This is a genomic window from Falsiruegeria mediterranea M17 (genome assembly GCF_900302455.1).
Lineage (GTDB): Bacteria > Pseudomonadota > Alphaproteobacteria > Rhodobacterales > Rhodobacteraceae > Falsiruegeria > Falsiruegeria mediterranea.
The window spans coordinates 263,817-281,063 of the sequence record NZ_ONZG01000006.1 but is presented as its reverse complement, the minus strand read 5'-3'; the positions used below and the strand labels follow the sequence as shown (position 1 = coordinate 281,063).

General features: G+C 59.1%; 14 protein-coding genes. 4 read left to right on the top strand and 10 right to left on the bottom strand.

Annotation, left to right across the window (positions count from 1 at the left end; genetic code table 11):
- Positions 1 to 73 precede the first annotated feature (73 nt).
- Together TRM7615_RS13870 and TRM7615_RS13865 are read left to right on the top strand one after the other, a co-directional pair.
- On the top strand, positions 74 to 1,846 hold the full coding sequence (locus tag TRM7615_RS13870) for a DUF1800 family protein (RefSeq protein ID WP_108788509.1): 1,773 nt from the start codon (positions 74 to 76) through the stop codon (positions 1,844 to 1,846).
- Positions 1,847 to 1,849: 3 nt separating this feature from the next.
- Positions 1,850 to 3,235, top strand: coding sequence for a DUF1501 domain-containing protein (locus TRM7615_RS13865; protein ID WP_108788507.1), 1,386 nt, complete (start codon positions 1,850 to 1,852; stop codon positions 3,233 to 3,235).
- Between the two features lie 123 nt (positions 3,236 to 3,358).
- On the opposite strand, the gene TRM7615_RS13860 is transcribed toward TRM7615_RS13865, so the two are convergent.
- The 9 genes from TRM7615_RS13860 to TRM7615_RS13820 all read right to left on the bottom strand — a co-directional run bounded on the left by TRM7615_RS13860 (position 3,359) and on the right by TRM7615_RS13820 (position 14,595).
- On the bottom strand, positions 3,359 to 3,952 hold the full coding sequence (locus tag TRM7615_RS13860) for a cyclase family protein (protein ID WP_108788505.1): 594 nt from the start codon (positions 3,950 to 3,952) through the stop codon (positions 3,359 to 3,361).
- A gap of 102 nt (positions 3,953 to 4,054) precedes the next feature.
- Complete coding sequence (locus tag TRM7615_RS13855) at positions 4,055 to 5,824, bottom strand: acyl-CoA dehydrogenase family protein (protein WP_108788503.1); 1,770 nt, start codon at positions 5,822 to 5,824, stop codon at positions 4,055 to 4,057.
- 12 nt (positions 5,825 to 5,836) lie between these two features.
- Positions 5,837 to 8,137: a 3-hydroxyacyl-CoA dehydrogenase/enoyl-CoA hydratase family protein gene (locus TRM7615_RS13850; protein ID WP_108788501.1), complete on the bottom strand. Its 2,301-nt coding sequence runs from the start codon at positions 8,135 to 8,137 to the stop codon at positions 5,837 to 5,839.
- Positions 8,137 to 9,318 carry an acetyl-CoA C-acyltransferase gene (locus TRM7615_RS13845; protein WP_108788499.1) on the bottom strand — a complete coding sequence of 394 codons (1,182 nt, stop codon included), beginning with the start codon at positions 9,316 to 9,318 and terminating at the stop codon, positions 8,137 to 8,139. Before TRM7615_RS13845 ends, TRM7615_RS13850 begins: the two co-directional genes overlap by 1 nt.
- 83 nt (positions 9,319 to 9,401) lie before the next feature.
- Positions 9,402 to 11,024: a long-chain-fatty-acid--CoA ligase gene (locus TRM7615_RS13840; RefSeq protein ID WP_108788497.1), complete on the bottom strand. Its 1,623-nt coding sequence runs from the start codon at positions 11,022 to 11,024 to the stop codon at positions 9,402 to 9,404.
- 75 nt (positions 11,025 to 11,099) lie between these two features.
- The gene (locus TRM7615_RS13835) at positions 11,100 to 12,476 is read right to left on the bottom strand and encodes an amidase family protein (protein WP_165821434.1); all 1,377 of its coding nucleotides are present in this window, start codon (positions 12,474 to 12,476) and stop codon (positions 11,100 to 11,102) included.
- A gap of 39 nt (positions 12,477 to 12,515) precedes the next feature.
- Complete coding sequence (locus tag TRM7615_RS13830; RefSeq protein ID WP_165821433.1) at positions 12,516 to 12,893, bottom strand: nuclear transport factor 2 family protein; 378 nt, start codon at positions 12,891 to 12,893, stop codon at positions 12,516 to 12,518.
- Between the two features lie 17 nt (positions 12,894 to 12,910).
- Positions 12,911 to 13,411 carry a flavin reductase family protein gene (locus TRM7615_RS13825; RefSeq protein ID WP_165821432.1) on the bottom strand — a complete coding sequence of 167 codons (501 nt, stop codon included), beginning with the start codon at positions 13,409 to 13,411 and terminating at the stop codon, positions 12,911 to 12,913.
- A gap of 50 nt (positions 13,412 to 13,461) precedes the next feature.
- Entirely contained in the window at positions 13,462 to 14,595 is a 1,134-nt protein-coding gene (locus TRM7615_RS13820) for an LLM class flavin-dependent oxidoreductase (RefSeq protein ID WP_108788489.1), read from the bottom strand.
- 502 nt (positions 14,596 to 15,097) lie between these two features.
- Between TRM7615_RS13820 and TRM7615_RS13815 the strand changes: the two genes are divergently transcribed.
- Entirely contained in the window at positions 15,098 to 15,790 is a 693-nt protein-coding gene (locus TRM7615_RS13815; protein ID WP_165821431.1) for a TetR/AcrR family transcriptional regulator, read from the top strand.
- 93 nt (positions 15,791 to 15,883) lie between these two features.
- Positions 15,884 to 16,474, top strand: a complete 591-nt coding sequence (locus TRM7615_RS13810) for a TetR/AcrR family transcriptional regulator (RefSeq protein WP_108788485.1) — start codon at positions 15,884 to 15,886, stop codon at positions 16,472 to 16,474.
- A gap of 71 nt (positions 16,475 to 16,545) precedes the next feature.
- Here TRM7615_RS13810 and TRM7615_RS13805 read toward each other — a convergent pair whose 3' ends face one another.
- Positions 16,546 to 17,247: an ABC transporter ATP-binding protein gene (locus tag TRM7615_RS13805; protein ID WP_108788483.1), complete on the bottom strand. Its 702-nt coding sequence runs from the start codon at positions 17,245 to 17,247 to the stop codon at positions 16,546 to 16,548.

Here is a 17,247-nt window from a genome sequence, read left to right as displayed (position 1 = left end):
TCTTTTATGACAGCTAACTGAAGAAACGGCGCTATTCAACGCTTCTCTGAACAGTCGAGGCAAGGCCATCAACATGAAAAACACATTGGACAGCACCAGCCGGTTTCTGATGCAGGCTACGCTTGGGGCCGATCAGAAGCTTTTGGAAACGGTCAGCAACCAGGGCATCGAACCCTGGCTTTCGGATCAGCTCAAACACAAACCCGGTTCGACCCGCGTGTTTGAAAAATCGACCCGCGCGATTTGGCAGGACTTTCGCAAACGGCTGGTCGCCACACATGGTGCGCGCGCGCTCGACGGTGATGGCAACAACCCCGCGCTGCCGTACAAATGGTACTTCCATATGGCATGGTGGGATCACACGCTCAGCAGCAAAGATGATCTGCTGCGCCAACGTATGGCACAAGCTTTGGGCGAAATTCTGGTAATCTCGGACCAATCGTCACTGGAACTCGATTCCATCGGCTTCGCCAGCTACTACGACCTGCTCTACAAGCACGCCTTCGGCTCGTATGTCGATCTGCTTTACGATGTGTCGATGCACCCGATGATGGGTATCTACCTGTCGCATATGCACAACCAAAAAGCCAACAAGCGGAAGAACATACACCCAGATGAAAACTATGCGCGCGAGATCATGCAGCTGTTTTCGATCGGTCTGTTCGAACTGAACCAGGACGGTTCGGAAAAGCTGGATGCCAAAGGCAAGCCGATCCCGACCTACGACAACCGCGACATCAAGGAACTGGCCCGCGTGTTCACCGGCCTGCTGCCTGCGGCCTATGAATACGAATGGACCAACGGGTTCTGGGAACAATCCTATAACGGCTATCAGGTGGGCTTTGATGATGGCATCGAAAAAGCCTATAAAACCGTGCCTTTCATCGACGCGACCAAGCCGATGGTTGTGGATGAAGACTACCATGACCGCAGGTCGAAATCCCTGTTGAATGGTCGCCTGACATTGCCCGGCGGCCAGAAAGGTCCGGCCGAGATCCGCGTCGCAGTGGAACAACTGGTGGCACACCCGTCTACCGCGCCTTTCATCGCGCGCAACCTGATCAACCGGCTTGTGACCTCGAACCCGTCGCCGGACTACATCCGCACTGTATCAAAGGCGTTTGGCCCCACGGGCGATCTGAAAGCCACGCTTGAGGCGGTGCTGACCTATCCGTTGGCCAATGAGGTGTCGGACAAACGTCTGCCGACGGCCCGCAAGGTGAAGGACAAGATGGTGCAATCACAAAAGCTGAAATCGCCACTACACCGCGTGACCCAGCTTTTGTTGGCGTTCAACGCGCAAAACACCAGCGGCAAGCTCTGGTTGCTGGGGGATGATCTGCAGGAAGAGCTGCAGATGCACCCGATGTCGGCGCCCACGGTGTTCAATTTCTACAAACCCGACTTTGCGCCCCATGGTCCGCTGCAGAACGCCGGACTGGTCGCGCCCGAGTTCGAGCTGCACACCTCGGCCACCTCGGTCGCTTACGTCAATCAGATGTACTACTGGTTCTTTGGAGGCTTCCTGCCTCTGGTCTCGACCCAGATCGGGTCCGGGGCCGAGCAGAAGATGGTCATGGAGATGTATCCAGATACCCTCTGGGCACAGAAAAATGACGCCTTGCGGTTCGATCTGAAAGCTGAAATCGCGTCGGCAAAATCTGCGGCCACGCGCGATGCGTTGATTGATCAGATGTCGATCCTGCTCACAGGTCGCACGTCTCAAAAGGCCAAGGCCCGTATCAAAGCGGCCTTTGCGCAATTTTCTGGCAATCCCGATTGGGTGGTGCAGACCATCGCCTTCATGATCGCCGTTTCCCCCGAATTCACCGTGCAGGAGGCCTGAGCCATGTCCCATCCCGAATTCACACGTCGCGGTTTTCTGCACTCCACTGGCCTAGCCATGGCAGGCACCGCCGCCATGACCATGGGCCTGCCCGGCCTGGCGCGGGCCTCTGGCGGTATGATCACGCCGCAGCGCAAGGCGCTGGTGTTCATCATGCTGGACGGGGGCAATGACAGCTACAACATGCTGGTGCCCACCGACCGTACCCACCACAAGCAATACAGCCGCACGCGTGGCAACCTGGCCATCGGTCGGCGCGAGTTGCTGGGTCTGGACGGCCCCGACGATGCGGCAGGTCGCAGCTTTGGCCTGCACTCGTCGATGCCCGAGGTGCAGAAGCTCTATAACCGCAAGAAATTGGCCTTTGTCGCCAACGTCGGCCCGTTGGTCGAACGGTTGCGAAAAGAGCAGTTCTATGATGGTTCGGCGCAACTTCCGCTTGGTTTGCTCAGCCACGCGGATCAGTTCAAACACTGGCAAACCTCGCGCCCCGATGTTCGCGAGAACCAGGGCTGGTTTGGCCATTTCGCCGATCAATTGCAGCCCAGCCTTTCGGCGCATGAGATCCCGATGAACATCTCGCTGGCCGGTCACAACATCCAGCAGAACGGCGCACATAACCTGCCATATTCGATCAAGGCAGAAGGGTCAGTTGGCCTCTATGTCAAGGAAGAGAAAAACCAGTTGAATGAGGTTCTGCTCGACAGCTTTACCAAGCTGATGAACGAAGATTACACGGGTGATCCCTTCATGGAGACCTATCTGGGCCTCACCCGCGACGCGCAAGCCAAACACGAGGTCTTCCGCGACGCCGCGAAAGGCATCAAGGCACCGGGCCGCTTCTCGGGCAGTGATCTGAGCCAGCAGCTGCGAATAGTCGCCCGCACCATCAAGGCCGCGGACCGGTTGGGATTGCAACAGCAGACGTTCTTCCTGCGCTATATCGGCTGGGACCACCACGACGAGTTGCTCAACAACCAGGGGTACATGCTAGGTGTTCTGTCGCGAGCCTTAGGTGAGTTCCAGCATTCGCTGGAAGAGATGGGGATTGACGACCGTGTCGTGACCTTCACCGGGTCCGACTTTGGCCGCACCCTGACCTCGAACGGCAATGGCACCGACCATGGCTGGGGTGGCAACACCATCGTCATGGGCACGCCTGTTCAAGGCGGCCGCGTTTATGGTGAATACCCAAGCCTGGGCCTGGGCAACGACAACCTTCAGGATGTGGGCGACGGGGTGCTGATCCCGACCACCTCGACCGATCAGCTCTATGCCGATCTGTCGTTGTGGTTCGGCGTTCAGGACAGCGCGCTCAACACGCTCTTCCCCAATCTGCATCGGTTCACTGACACAGCAAACGGGGGTCGTCTGGGTTTGTTTGCCTGAGAGGGCGACCCTGCGGTGACACCAGGGTCGGCTTCCCCCTCCTCCACTCCTCTCGGGCTGTTTTCCGAGTAGCACCAGATGACCTTTGGACCGGGGTCGGGCACTTGCCTGACCCCGGTTATTTTATGCGCCGCGGATCAGAACCCGCGTGGGTGAGCCACTCAGGCCGGTGAGTTTCAAGGGTGTCGTGATAATCTCGCCTGTCTCTGGCAAAGGGCCGGTGTCTTCCGCCTTCAGATCCTCAACCAGAAACTTGCCCGCCCCGGCAATACGCTGATGAAACCAAAGCCCGTCCGGATGATCGACGCGCACGCTGCCTGCCATCACCCAGATCGGGATTGACAGTTTCAAAAGCGCCTCGATGTCTTCGACCGAAGCCAAGTGATCCGTCCTTGCATCGAGAAAAAGATGGGTGATCCCCTCCCAATCCTCCGGCAACAGATCCACCTTGGGCCGCGCCGCATCCACCCGACGAAACCGGCCAAAGCAGTACTGCGGGTCAAAAGCATCCATCGTGGCCGCGCCCGGCACGAAATGGCACGGCGCATCGATGTGGGTGCCCATCTGCGTGCCCATGGACAGCGCCCAGACCTCATACCGGCTGGTTTCGGGATCGGTCCACTTCATCGCGCCAAAAGGTGGGTCCGAATAGTTTTCCGCCGAATAAATCCACATGTCGGGGTTCAGATCAAAACTCAGGTCGATCCAATCGGTCATGACGCAGCCTCCGTTGCTGAGACTGATCTAAGGTCGCGCCACCTCCAACAAAAGAGGGCGCCCGATTTCTCGGACGCCCCGTGATGCGAATTGCGACCTGTCTCAGATACAGCGATCGGCGCGGCAGATCATGCCCGGCTCACCGGCCTGCATGATCATCTCGTGGCTCAGGGCGCGCGGCAACGCCCGTACCAGCAGCGCGCGCGCGCAATCCAGACGGTCGGCATAGTAATCCGCCGATTGCGCCCCAGCACCGGTGTGCGCCGCTTTGGCAATGCGCGCGGCCATCCAGGCCGAGAAACTGAGCGCGACCACCTCAAGGTAGTCACAAGCGCCCGACAGAACGTCACCTTGCCTGGCCGACAGCACCCAGTCGGTACAGCGTCCCAAACGGGCTGCCGCGTCGCGCAATGCGGTTTGAACATCTGCCAGTTCTGCGGGCAGATCATCCGCTTCGGCCAGCATGTCGGCGACAAAGCCCTTCATCACCGCGCCGCCGTCACCGCGCACCTTGCGGGTCACCAGATCGCGCGCTTGCACGGCGCTGGTGCCTTCATAGATCTCGGTAATGCGCACGTCGCGGACCAGCTGTTCGACGCCATAGTCCTTGATGAACCCATGCCCACCATGCATCTGCACCGCTTCGTTGGCCATGCGAGAACCCATTTCTGAGAGATAGGATTTCAGCACCGGCGTCAGCACGGACAGTTTCGCATCAGCGGCTTTGCGGTCTTCAGGCGTGGCGGCACGATGTGCCTCATCCAGCAGGCTTGCACCGAAATAGGCAAACGCGCGGCCTGCATCCATTTCGCCTTGCGCCGTCAGCAGGCGGCGACGGACGTCTGCGTGCGCCACCAGCGGATCAGCCCGGCCATCAGGGTTCCAAGGCTCACCATCGGCGCGGCCCTGCAGGCGCTCGTGCGCATAGGCGGTCGCGGCCTGTACCGCGGCCTCGGCCACACCCAGACCTTGCAGGCCAACGGATAGGCGCGCAGCGTTCATCATGACGAACATCGCGGCCAAGCCTTTGTCCTCTTCGCCGACGATCCAGGCTTTGGTGTCCTCGAACGAGATGGCACAGGTGGGCGAGCCGTGGATACCCATCTTGTTCTCGATACCGGCGATGGTGATCGTGTTCTGGGCATCGGTGGTGTTGCCGTCTGCGTCCAGCATGTACTTGGGCGCCAGGAACAGCGACAGGCCACGCGGGCCGGGCTGCGCGCCCTCAACACGAGCCAGGATCAGGTGGGCCAGGTTTTCCGACATGTCGTGGTCGCCCCAGGTGATGAAGATCTTGTTGCCGGTGATGGCATACGACCCGTCATCGTTTTGCACGGCCTTGGTGCGGATCAGCCCCAGATCGGTGCCGCAATGCGGCTCGGTCAGGTTCATGGTTCCGGCCCAGTTTCCGCTGGTCAGCTGCGGGCAATAGACCGCCTTTTGCTCGTCCGAGCCATAGGCCATCAGCGCCTCAACCACGCCAAAGTTCAGCTCGTAGATCAGGGCAAAGGCCAGGTTGGTGCCCGCCATCCCCTCCCGCAGAGCCGCATGGAGGACAAAGGGCAATTGCTGCCCGCCGTATTCCTCTTGCAGCGCGAGCGCGTTCCAGCCGTCTTCACAGAACACCTTGTAGGCGTCGCCGAAACCCGGCGCGGCATAGACCTGCCCGTCTACCAGCTTGGCACCGGGGCTGTCGCCCGCCTCGTTACAGGTCGCCAGGTTGTCGCGCACAAAGCCGTGGATGGCATCGACCACGGCAAAGAATGTGTCCTTGTCGCAATGCTCATATCCCGGCAGCGCCAGTGTATCGTCGAGGTTCAGGACCTCGTCGAGCAGAAACGTGATGTCCCGTTGGGGGAGTTGATAATCCATCGTAATCCTCCGTCAGTTTTTCAGCGGTTTGCCGGTGGTCATGGTGTGACGCATACGCTCGATGGTCTTGTCCTGACGGATCAGGCGCATCATGCCCTCGGCCTCGAGCGCGTGCAGCGCGACTTCGTCCAGCGTGCCGCCCACTTTGCCACCAGACAGAACCTGCGCGGTTTCACGGGCGATCTCGACCGCGTAAGGCGCATCTGCGGTCGCTTCAGCCAATGCAGCAAGTTTCGGCTCCAGGGCGGCGGTGATCGCTTGGGCATCCAGCGTGATCCCGGCCTTGGCTGGTGCGGCGTAGCCCTCGGCCAGTTCCAGCGCAGCCGCTTTCGCATCGGCCAACAGACGGTCGCGGTTCATCACCACTCCATCAGTCGCGCGCAGATACCCGGCGTGCTGCGCCATCGGAGCAGAGCCCACCATCAGCGCTGCAGCGATCGTATCAAACGCGACCTCGGCCCCCTTGACCGGATCGCCCAATTCCGCGGATTTGCGCAGAAGCAGGGCGGTCGTGCCACCCCACGCCGGCAACAGGCCCACGTTGGCCTCGACCAAGCCGATGTTGCTTTCAAGCGCGGCCATCACGCGGTCCGAGTGCATCAGGATCTCGCACCCGCCACCCAAGGCCAGACCGCAGGCGGCCGACACAACCGGGAACGGTGCGTATTTGATCTTGCGCATCGTCGCCTGACCGATGACCAGTTGGTCCGCAACCAGATCCAGCTCGCCTGCATCTGCACGATCCAGCGCTTTCTTCAGGTTGGCACCGACCGAGAAATGGTTGCCGTCCGAGCCGATGACCATTGCCTTGAAGTCGCGCTGAACAACATCCAGCGCCTCGCTGACGCCGGTCATGACCAGATCATCGAGGGCTGCGTTAGGGGCGGTGATGGTCAGCAGGGCAACTCCGTCACCCATATTGCGCAGGACAACTGCGTCGGTGGCAAATACCGGCATGTCTGTCAGGTCCGAAGCAAAGATAACCCCCGGCCCACGTGGCACATCCGCTTGTTCACCGGTCGGCATCAACACCTTACGGTCCAGACCTTTGCCCGAGTAGATACCACCGCGCTCGGCAGCCAAAGCCAGCAGCGGCGGAACGTCCTGACCTTCGGCTTTCAGTCGCGCCGCGATCTTGTCCGCGCCGATTTTATCGATCAGCTTGAACGGACCCATGCGCCAGTTATAGCCAAGCTCCATCGCCGCATCGATGTCCGCCGGGTGAGCGGTAATCTCGGGCACGCAATAGGCAGCATACGACAGGGTCGGCCCCATCACGGACCAGGCAAAATCGGCCAGACGGTCGCCTGCTTGGTCGATGAAATCGACGCCAAAGGTCTTGGCCAGTTCCGGGCCTTTGGCTTGTGCCCGGTACTCAAGCGAGGACAGATCCACGGCCTGCGCCGCGGTCTTGCCGTTTTCGTCCTTGCTACGCTTGTAGAAACCCGCGCCCGCCTTGCGGCCAGCCAGACCTTTGGCGGCCATGTTTTCGAACAGTTCCAGCCCCTTAGTGTGGGTCTGTTGCGGATCGTCAGCCTCAAGCAAGTTGCGCATGGAAAGACGCGATTTGCCCATCAGGTCAACACCGATCAGGTCCATCAGCGCAAAGACACCGGTGCCCGGCACGCCAAAGGGGCGCGATAAAACGGTGTCGGCCTCTTCCACGGTGATGCCACGAGCCACAGCCTCGCGCGCAGCGGCGTTCATCCACAGACCACCCAAACGGTTGGCAATAAAACCGGGGCGGTCGTTGCAGGGCACCACGGTCTTGCCAAGGCGCTCGTCGCTGAAGGCGCGCGCGCGCTCAGTAGCAGCCGGGTCTGTGTCCGGGCCAGTGACCAGCTCGATCAGACGCATGTAGCGCGGCGGGTTGAAGAAGTGGACAATGACAAACCGCTTGCGCAGGCTCTCGTCCATCTCGGCCACCAGATCCGCCAGCGGAATGGTCGAGGTGTTCGAGCTGAGCAGCGCATTGCCCCGCAGATAGGGCGCGATCTTGTCATAAAGCGCGTGTTTGATGGCGAGGTCTTCAAGAACCACCTCAACCACCCAATCGCAATCACGCAGCTGCTCCAGATCATCGTCCAGATTGCCGGCGGTCAGGCGCGAAACATAAGCCGGATCAGCCAGCTGCGGCGCGCGGCCCTTGGTCATGCGGGCAACCGCGCCCTTGGCAAGGACGGAACGGTCCTCTGCGTCTTTGGGCACGATGTCGAGCAGAACCACCTGCGCCCCGGCATTGGCGAAATGGGCGGCTATGCCTGCTCCCATCACGCCCGAGCCGATGACCGCTACTTTATTGATTGCAGACATTACAGAACCTCGAACAGGCCAGCCGCGCCCATGCCGCCGCCGATGCACATGGTGGCAACGATGTATTTCGCGCCGCGCTTTTTACCTTCGATCAGCGCGTGGCCGACCATGCGGGTGCCGGACATGCCATAGGGGTGACCCACGGAAATCGCGCCGCCGTCGACGTTCAGAATCTCGTTCGGGATTCCCAGTTTCTGCGCGCAGTAGAGAGCCTGCGAGGCAAACGCCTCGTTCAATTCCCACAGGCCGATGTCGTCCATTTTCAGGCCATTGCGCTCCAGCAGCTTCGGCACGGCAAAGACCGGACCAATGCCCATTTCATCGGGCTCACAACCAGCAACCACATAGCCGACATAACGACCCAGCGGCTCCAGCCCACGCTGTTCAGCGAGCTTCTCTTCCATCACGACCTGCGCCGAACCACCATCGCTCAACTGCGAGGCGTTGCCGGCAGTGATCCATTTGCCTTCGCCCATGACCGGGTTCAGACCCTGTAGGCTTTCCAGAGTGGTCGAGGGACGATTGCATTCGTCCTGAGTCAGCGTGACCTCTTCATAAGTGATCTCGCCGGTTTCTTTGTTCTTGTTGGCCTTGGTGACGGTGATCGGCACGATCTCGTCATCAAACTTGCCAGCGGCTTGGGCCGCAGCGGTACGCTGCTGCGATTGCAGAGCGAACGCGTCTTGCTCTTCACGGCTAATGTTGTACCGCTCGGCCACGGTGTCTGCGGTCTTGATCATCGGATCGTAAAAGCCGCGGACGTTGTTTTCGATCCAATCCTCTTTCAGGCGGAAGGTGTTGTCACGCCCCATCACCAGCGAGATGCTCTCGGCACCGCCGCCCACAACTACTTCGCAGCCATCGACCATGACGCGCGAACAGGCGCGGGTCAGGGCTTCCAAACCGGACGAGCAAAAGCGGTTGACGGTCACGCCCGACGCGGTCGCCGGCAGACCTGCGCGCATCGCGACCTGACGGCCCAGATTGCCGCCATTTGCGCCTTCCGGAACAGCGTTGCCGATGATGACATCTTCGATCTCCGACGGATCAACACCCGCGCGCTTGACCGCTTCGGCCACGGCGTGACCGCCGTACACGGCCGGATGAGTGTCGTTGAAGGCACCTTTGAAGGCTTTGCCAATGGCGGTACGGGCAGTGGAGACGATAACAGCGGAACGCATGTGAAATTCCTTTCGGAGGAGGAGAAAGAAGGAAAAAGGGGGCGTCTCGCGCCCCCAATCAGTTAGTTGTCAGTGGGCAGCTTTTAGTCTGCGTATTGCTCGCGCAGGTGCAGCTTGGAGACCTTGCCGGTCGCGGTGTGGGGCAGCTCGGCCTGGAACACCACATCATCAGGCGTCCACCATTTGGCGATCTGGCCATCGTATAGCGCCAGCACATCTTCGCGGGTGACATCCGAGCCTTCACGCTTGACCGCAACGATCAGCGGGCGCTCGTCCCACTTGCGGTGTTTGGCGGCGATACAGGCCGCTTCGAGCACATCCGGGTGGCTCATCGCGATGTTTTCAAGGTCGATCGAAGAGATCCACTCACCACCCGACTTGATCACGTCCTTGGTGCGGTCGGTCAGACGCAGATAACCTTTTTCGTCGATGGCCGCGACGTCGCCAGTCGAGAACCAGCCATCCTCGGTAAAGGCATCGGCGCCAGCACCGCCCCAATAGCTGGAGGCAACCCAGTGACCGCGCACCTGCAACATACCCGAGGCCTGACCGTCGTGCGGCAGACGCTCGTCCTCGTCGTTGACGATGCGCATTTCGACGCCATAGAGCGCGCGGCCCTGCTTGGTTTTGATCTGCAGACGCTCGTCGATGGGCAGCTTGTCTTCACCGCGCTTTAGTACGGCCAGCGAACCCACAGGCGACAGCTCAGTCATGCCCCATCCGTGGACAACCTCGGTCCCGTGATCCTTTTCGATCTTTTCGATCAAGGACAGCGGTGCAGCGGAACCGCCCATCATCGCGCGCTTGACCGTCTTGAGCTTTTCGCCGCGCCGATCGAGGTATTCGTAAAGGCCCAGCCAGACCGTCGGCACACCCGAGATCATGGTGACCTCTTCGCCGTCCATCAGCTCTTGCAGCGGTGCGGGGTCCATACCCGGCCCCGGCAGAACCAGTTTGGAACCGTTCATCAGCGCCGCATAGGGAATGCCCCAGGCGCAGGCGTGGAACATCGGCACAACCGGCAGCGTCGCGTCGCGCGAGCTGAGCGCCAGCCAGTCACCGCCTGACACACCCATGGCATGCAGTACGGTGCCACGGTGGGAATAAAGAACGCCCTTGGGGTTGCCGGTGGTGCCCGACGTGTAGCAGAGCGCCATGGCGGCGTTTTCGTCAATCTCTGGCCAATCAAAGACGACTGGCTTGTCGGCGATCAGGCTCTCGTAATCGATGACCTCGGTTTTCATCTCCGGCACGCGGTCCGGGCCGGTCAGGCTGTACCAGCCTTGAACGGTGGGGCAGCGACCCGACACTGCGTCGATCAACGGTGCAAAGGTGGTGTCGAAGAACAGATGCGTGTCTTCGGCGTCGTTGACGATGAACGCGATCTGGTCGGGGTGCAGACGCGGGTTGATCGTGTGGCAGATGGCGCCAATGCAGGCCAGAGCGTAATACAGTTCAAGGTGCTGTGCGTTGTTCCACGCCAGCGTGGCCACGCGGTCGCCCGGTCCAACGCCCAGTTCGGTCAGCGCATGCGCTAGCTGCTGCGTACGGCGGCCCATGTCGGCAAACGTGTGGCGATCGATCGACATGTCCGAGTTGCGCCAGACGATTTCGGCCTCGGGGTGGGCGCGCATGGCGTGACGAAAAATGCTCGTCGCAGTCAGTGGCATGGTCATGATTTGGCCCGGAATGGTTTTTTTGGCCATGGGGTATCCTCCCGTATTGAACTGCCGGGGGGTCTTCGCCCACACGGCAGGTGGATGTTCAGGTTGAGATAGGGTTCAGAGTTTTGGGGGTGTCAGGCGTCCGACGGCTTGTTCCAGAACATGGCTCAAGCCCAGAACACCCACGTCGTCATACCGCTGGCCGATGATCTGAACGCCAATGGGTAGACCGTTGCGGTCCAACCCCATGGGCACGTTCGATCCCGGCTGTTCGGTCAGGTTGAACAGGAATGTATTGGCCCAACTTTCAAAGAGGCGGGTTGGATCAGAGCCGGGCTGCTCGGCGTCAAAAGCGGTGTCAGGGGTCGAGGGCAGGATCAGGAAATCATAGTCATCGATCAGGTTAAAAGTGCGTTCGCGCAGCCTCTGTGTGGCGACAAAATTGGCGTGATGATCCAAGGCGTTGAGGTTTAGTGCCCGGCGTGTCCAGTCGTAGATCACCGGCGTCTTGCGTTGTTCGGCATCCGGGTGTTGGCTTAGCTCGCTCAGCGTGCGCACCATGTAAAAGAGCTCGGCGGGTTCCCACTCGCCCCGTTCAAAAGGAACGGTTTCGAGGCGATCAACATGCACCCCCTGCCCGCGCAGCGTCTCGCCCGCGCGCACGATGGCGTTGGCTACGTCTTCGGCAACCGGCTCGCCAATGCCAAGCTCGGTTATGACCAGCGCGCGCTTGCCCGCTGGATCAAAGCGGTCGAGTTCGGCGATGTAATCAACACCGTCACGTGGCAAGGCCGAAAAGTCGCGCGCATCCGCTGCGGTCAGAACGTTCATGTGCAGCGCCACGTCGGTGATCGAGCGGGCCAAAGGCCCCGCGACCAGCACAGGACTGCCCTGGAAGTAGTAGGGCACGCGGCCGTAAGACGGCTTGTGCCCCGCAAGACCACAGTAAGAGGCAGGAATCCGGATGGAGCCGACGATGTCAGTGCCAATCGACACAGGCTCGATCCCCGCGCAAACGCTGGCCGAGGCCCCCGACGAGGACGCGCCCGTTGTCTTGCTCAGGTTCCAGGGGTTGCGGGTGACACCGTGGTACGAGCTGACGCCAGCCGCCAGAATGCCATAGTCGCACATGGTGTTTTTACCGACAATGACAGCGCCGCTGTTGCGCATTCTTGCGACAGTGGGGTGATCGGAGGAGTGGACCACCCCGCTGCCGGCGGCCGACCCACGATGGGCCGGCAACCCGTTGGTTTCGAGCGCGTCCTTGATCGTAGTTGGCACCCCATCGAGCCAACCCAAGGGTGCGCTGTCACGCCAACGGAGTTCGGATGCCTTTGCCTGTGCCAATGCCCCGTCACGATCCACATGATAGATCGCGTTGATCTTTGGGTTGACCTCTTCGATCCGCACCAGCGTCGCTGCCAGGGCCTCAACCGGTGACAACTCGCGACGGCGGAACAAATCGGTCATTTCGACCGCAGATAGATGGGACACGGAAACGGTCATAATCGTCTCGGACAGGCTAAAGGATTGTTATTCTTCGTACTTCTTCACGTAGTAGACCTTGGAGGCGATCTTCCATTCGCCGTTGGTCTTGATCAGCGACAGGTAGTCGATGAAGTACTTGGGCTGCACCGCGCAGTCGATTTTCACGAACGCCGTGTTGGGGCCGGACTGGTCGATGTGAACCACATGGCCATAAACTGGATAACCCTGTTCCTTGGGGCTTTTGCGGCCTGCGACCAGGTCCTTGTACTGCTGCAGCGTCATGTGGATGTAGCTGCCATCGTCATTGGCGCAGCATAGGTCACATTCAGGTAGAAACTGCTTGTCGATTGCAGCGACATCCCCTTCGTGCAGGCCGATCATGTAGTCCTGCATCATGGTTTCGAGTGTTGCGATATCCGCCATCTTGTCCTCCAACGGGGTTACGCCGCCACCGGCGCGAGTTTGTAAAAGCCACGTTGCGCATAGATCAGCGCCGAGGCGTCGGGGTTCAGGTGCACCGCATCGACCAGACCAAAGAAGACCCGGTGCGTGTGCGCGTCGGTCCATTCGCTGACGGTGCATTCGAACGAGGCGACCGCTTCTTTCAGGATCGGTAGACCGCTGGCCGACCGGTCCCAGGTTCCGGCCATCTGGAACTGCTTTTCCTTGTCCTCTTTCGAAGAGAACGCGCCGACCACATCGGTCAGGCTGTCAGGCACCACGTTCACGGCGAACCTGCCTGACCCCATGATGTAGTCGAATGTGCGTGCGGTTCGATTGGTGCAGATGAGCAGCGATGGCGGGTCTGCCGCCAGCGATGTGACTGCCGTGGCGGCCATACCGGCGCGTGCGCCGTCGTGCTCGGACGTGATGATGGTGGTCGAGGCCGCCAGCAGTTGCATGCCCTGCTTGAACAGTTCTTGCGTATTGTTTTGGGTCATGGCGACCTCCCCTATCGTAGGGGCCGGGCCTTGCTGCCCGACCATGGCGATCAGCCGTTGACCTGTTTGATGACGCCTTCGGCAAATTCGATCAGAGCCTCTTGCTCGATCTCGTCACCGAAATAGTTGACGTGGTGCCAAACAAAGAATTCGTCGATCTGATAGCGTTCGGCCAAGGTGCAGACCTGATCCAGAACCTGCTGGCGCGAACCATCCCAGACCCGGCCAAGCGGCACGTGATAGGGCGGCGCGTCATAGGCCTGTTTCCACAGGGTATCGAACATGCCGCGATACTCTTTGGTCTTGGCGGGCGTTTTGCCCATCATCAGATGCGCACCCAAAGCCAGGACGTCATTGTTGGTGGTCTCTTTCAACCCGTTCTCATGCGCAGCTGCCAAGCATTGCTCCAGGATGACCGGCATGAACTCTTCTTTGTCGGCGGTCACAAAGGACACCATCTTGGCCCCTTCCGAGGCCCAGAAGCGCGCGGTTTCCATCGAGTAGGAGAAGGGCGCGTACACCTTGGGGTGCGGTTTCTGCAGCGGGCGCGGAACGATGCCGGACTTGCGCAGGATCTTGTTGCCGTCAACCGGGTTGTCGCCGCCCCACAGTTTGGTGGGGTTGAATTCCCATTCCACATTCGACGGGAAATTCCAGAACTCGCCCTGATGCTCGGTCAGGTCGTCGGTCCAGAGCGATTTGATCAGGCGCCAGTTCTCGTACATCGCACGACGGTTGCGCTGGTCCGCTTCGGATTTGTCGGATTCGGCCGAGGTGATGTCCAGGTGCTGACCCATAGTCGCGGTCCAGCGCGGAGTGTTACCACGCGAGAAACCCGCAAACACACGACCGCCTGTCATGTGGTCGAGCATCGCGATGTTTTCCGCCGTGGTGATCGGGTTCATCGCGGTCAGGTTCATGCCTAGCTGACCAACCTTAAAGTTCTTGGTGTGTTGCGCGATGTACATGTTCCAGAACAACGGGTTGGTGGTGCATTCCACCCCTTCGACCTGCATATGGTGCTCGGTCAGACAGAACCCTTCGTATCCCAGCTCTTCTGCCAGAACCATCTGATCCCTCAGCGTGTGCATCATCTTGTTAAACCGACCCGGATCGCGACCGGCAAGTTGGGCGTCTTCGCCATGTTGCCGAGCGAACGGGATGGCAAGAATCTTGAATTTCATGGCGTGCTTCCCCTCAATAATGAACGTTCACTAACCTTCACCTGAAAACACGGTGTCGTCAAACAAATTTTGTTGATATGTTACAGAGGTTTAGAAATGACCTTTCGTCAGGTAATTTAGTGAACGATCACTTCTTTTCGCGACAAGGGGTGGAATGTTGCTGGACAACCATCGCTGCGGAACGCATCGTATGCACGGAACGTAAGGGAACTTGAGGCCAGGAATGCACTCGTATTCATCAGCGCAAATGGCTGATTTCATATTGAAAAAACAAAGCGATAGCGCTTTCTCGTCTCTGGCCCTCGAAGCCGCGCGTCACGAATTGGAGCGTGACTGCGATGGTGAACTGCAGCTGATCACAAGCACGGTTTCCGCTTTGGCCCCACCCTCGGGGGAATCACTCGTTGCAAAATCTACACGATTGTCGGCGAAAGGCTCTGATCAGCAGGTGTGTCGGGTGATCTTGTCCCAACTTGCGGAAGGGTCATCCAAAAAGCGCAACGTGGCCGAGGCGCTGTGTGTATTCCAAGTCAAGGAACCCGAAGCTCAGGATCAGGGCGCTGATGCGGAAAAGGCTGAAAAACGTGCCAATACTGGCAAGGACTCGCTTTCCAGCACAGCTGAGATGCGACGTTTGCAGATCTTTGAAGGGGCGTGCAAAGTCATCGCGCGCCATGGTTTCGGCAATTCGACAATGCGTGAAATAGCCCGCGAAGCCGGTCTTTCCGTGCCGTTGATGTACAAGTACATCAAAGACAAAGACGATATCCTTTACCTGATCATGACGGTGAATATGCAAGGCATGTTCACATTCTTCGACAACCAGGAATTCAATTCCGGCAGCCCTGAAGAAAACTTGATCCGAGCGGTGGACAAATACATCGATTACATCGGGGACAATCGAAAATACATCAATCTGGTGTATTCCGAGACCCGGTCACTCAGCGCCGAAAACAGGATGAAAGTGTTCGACACGGAACGCGACTTTATGCGCCGCTGGCAGGCCATCATCGACGACGGTGTGGACAAGGGTTTCTTTCGTCCCGTGAACACCGAACTTCTATCCAATTTCATCTATTTCCTGTGCACAGTCTGGGCGCTCCGACATTGGAGCATCGGGCATTTTCCCGTCGATGAGGTAAAAACTGCGCTGCACGAGTTTGTCTTGACAGGCTTGATGAAAGTCGAAAATTAGCTGTAACCGCGTCAATTGGTGAGCGTTGGCCGCGAAAGTAGTCGTTATTGGACTACTGATCTACGAAATATCTGGAAGAGGCATTTCACGAAGATGGGGCGACCGTCGGTTCAAAAACAACGCAAGGCTGAGGTTCTGGATGCTTTTCTGACCTGTGCGTCCAAATACGGCATAGAAGGTGCCACCTTGGAACGCATCGCCAGTGAAGCAGGGTTGAAACGTCCGCTGATCCGACATCACCTTGGCAATCGCGACGACATGGTCAAAGCGCTTTCCGAATATGTGATCACCGGGATCAACTCATCAGTTGAAGATATGCGCGCAGCACTCGAAGGGTACCCTTCGGCGAAAGACTTCATTGACGCGCTATACGCACCGGAAAGTGAAACGGACCCGCGCCTGAACATCGTGTTTCAATCCCTGACCCATTCTGCAGACAACTACCCCGGCCTGCGTCAGGAATTGATTGCCGCCATGCAGTCGCTCTTTGACTTGGCCAGCGAAGTCATGCAGCGCAATCACCCGAACGCAACCAAGGCCGAATGCGATATCGTCGCTCAGGGTGTCATCGGTCTCTATCTGACAATGGATTCTCTTTCGCCCCTGTCGCCCCCCTCGGATTGGGCCCATTCATCTTACTTTGCGTCATTGCGGCTGGCCAATTCTCTGCTCGAAACGAGCTGAATTTACACCGCCATAGAAAAACGGCCAACAGATCACTGCTGGCCGTCTTGCTGTCCGAAACTGGCTGAGGGTTAAACCTCCAACCACTCTTGCCGGATTTCCACGTTGTTCTTCAGATCCTCTGGCGTTCCTTCGAACACCATGTGTCCGTGGCCCATCACATAGACGCGGTTGGTGACTCGCATGGCAATGGTCAACTTTTGCTCGACCAACAGGATCGACACACCCCGTTCGGCGATCTGGAGCAACAAATCCCCCACCTGCTCGACGATCTTGGGCGCCAGACCTTCGGTCGGCTCGTCGATCATGATGAAATCCGGGTCGCCCATCAGCGCACGACACACCGTCAACATCTGCTTTTCACCACCCGACATCAGCGAGGCATCGACGTCAGCCCGCTCTCGCAAGTTGGGGAACATGTCGAACATGTCCTCCATGTTCCAGCGCCCGTCACCGTCCTTTTGCCCTGGCTTGATGCCCAGCATCAGGTTCTGGCGCGTGGTCAGGCCGGGAAAGATATCGCGGTTTTCGGGTACATAGCCGATGCCCTTCTTGGCGATCTCATAGCTCTTGCGCCCGGCAAGCTCTTCCCCGCGGAACTGGACCGATCCCTTGGGTTCGACCTCGCCCATGATCGCCTTGCAGGTGGTTGACCGCCCCACCCCGTTGCGCCCCAACAACGAGACGATTTCGCCTTCGCCGACTTCAAGGTTGACGCCCTGCAGGATGTGGCTTTTGCCATAGTATGCGTGAAGATCATTTACCTTGAGCAT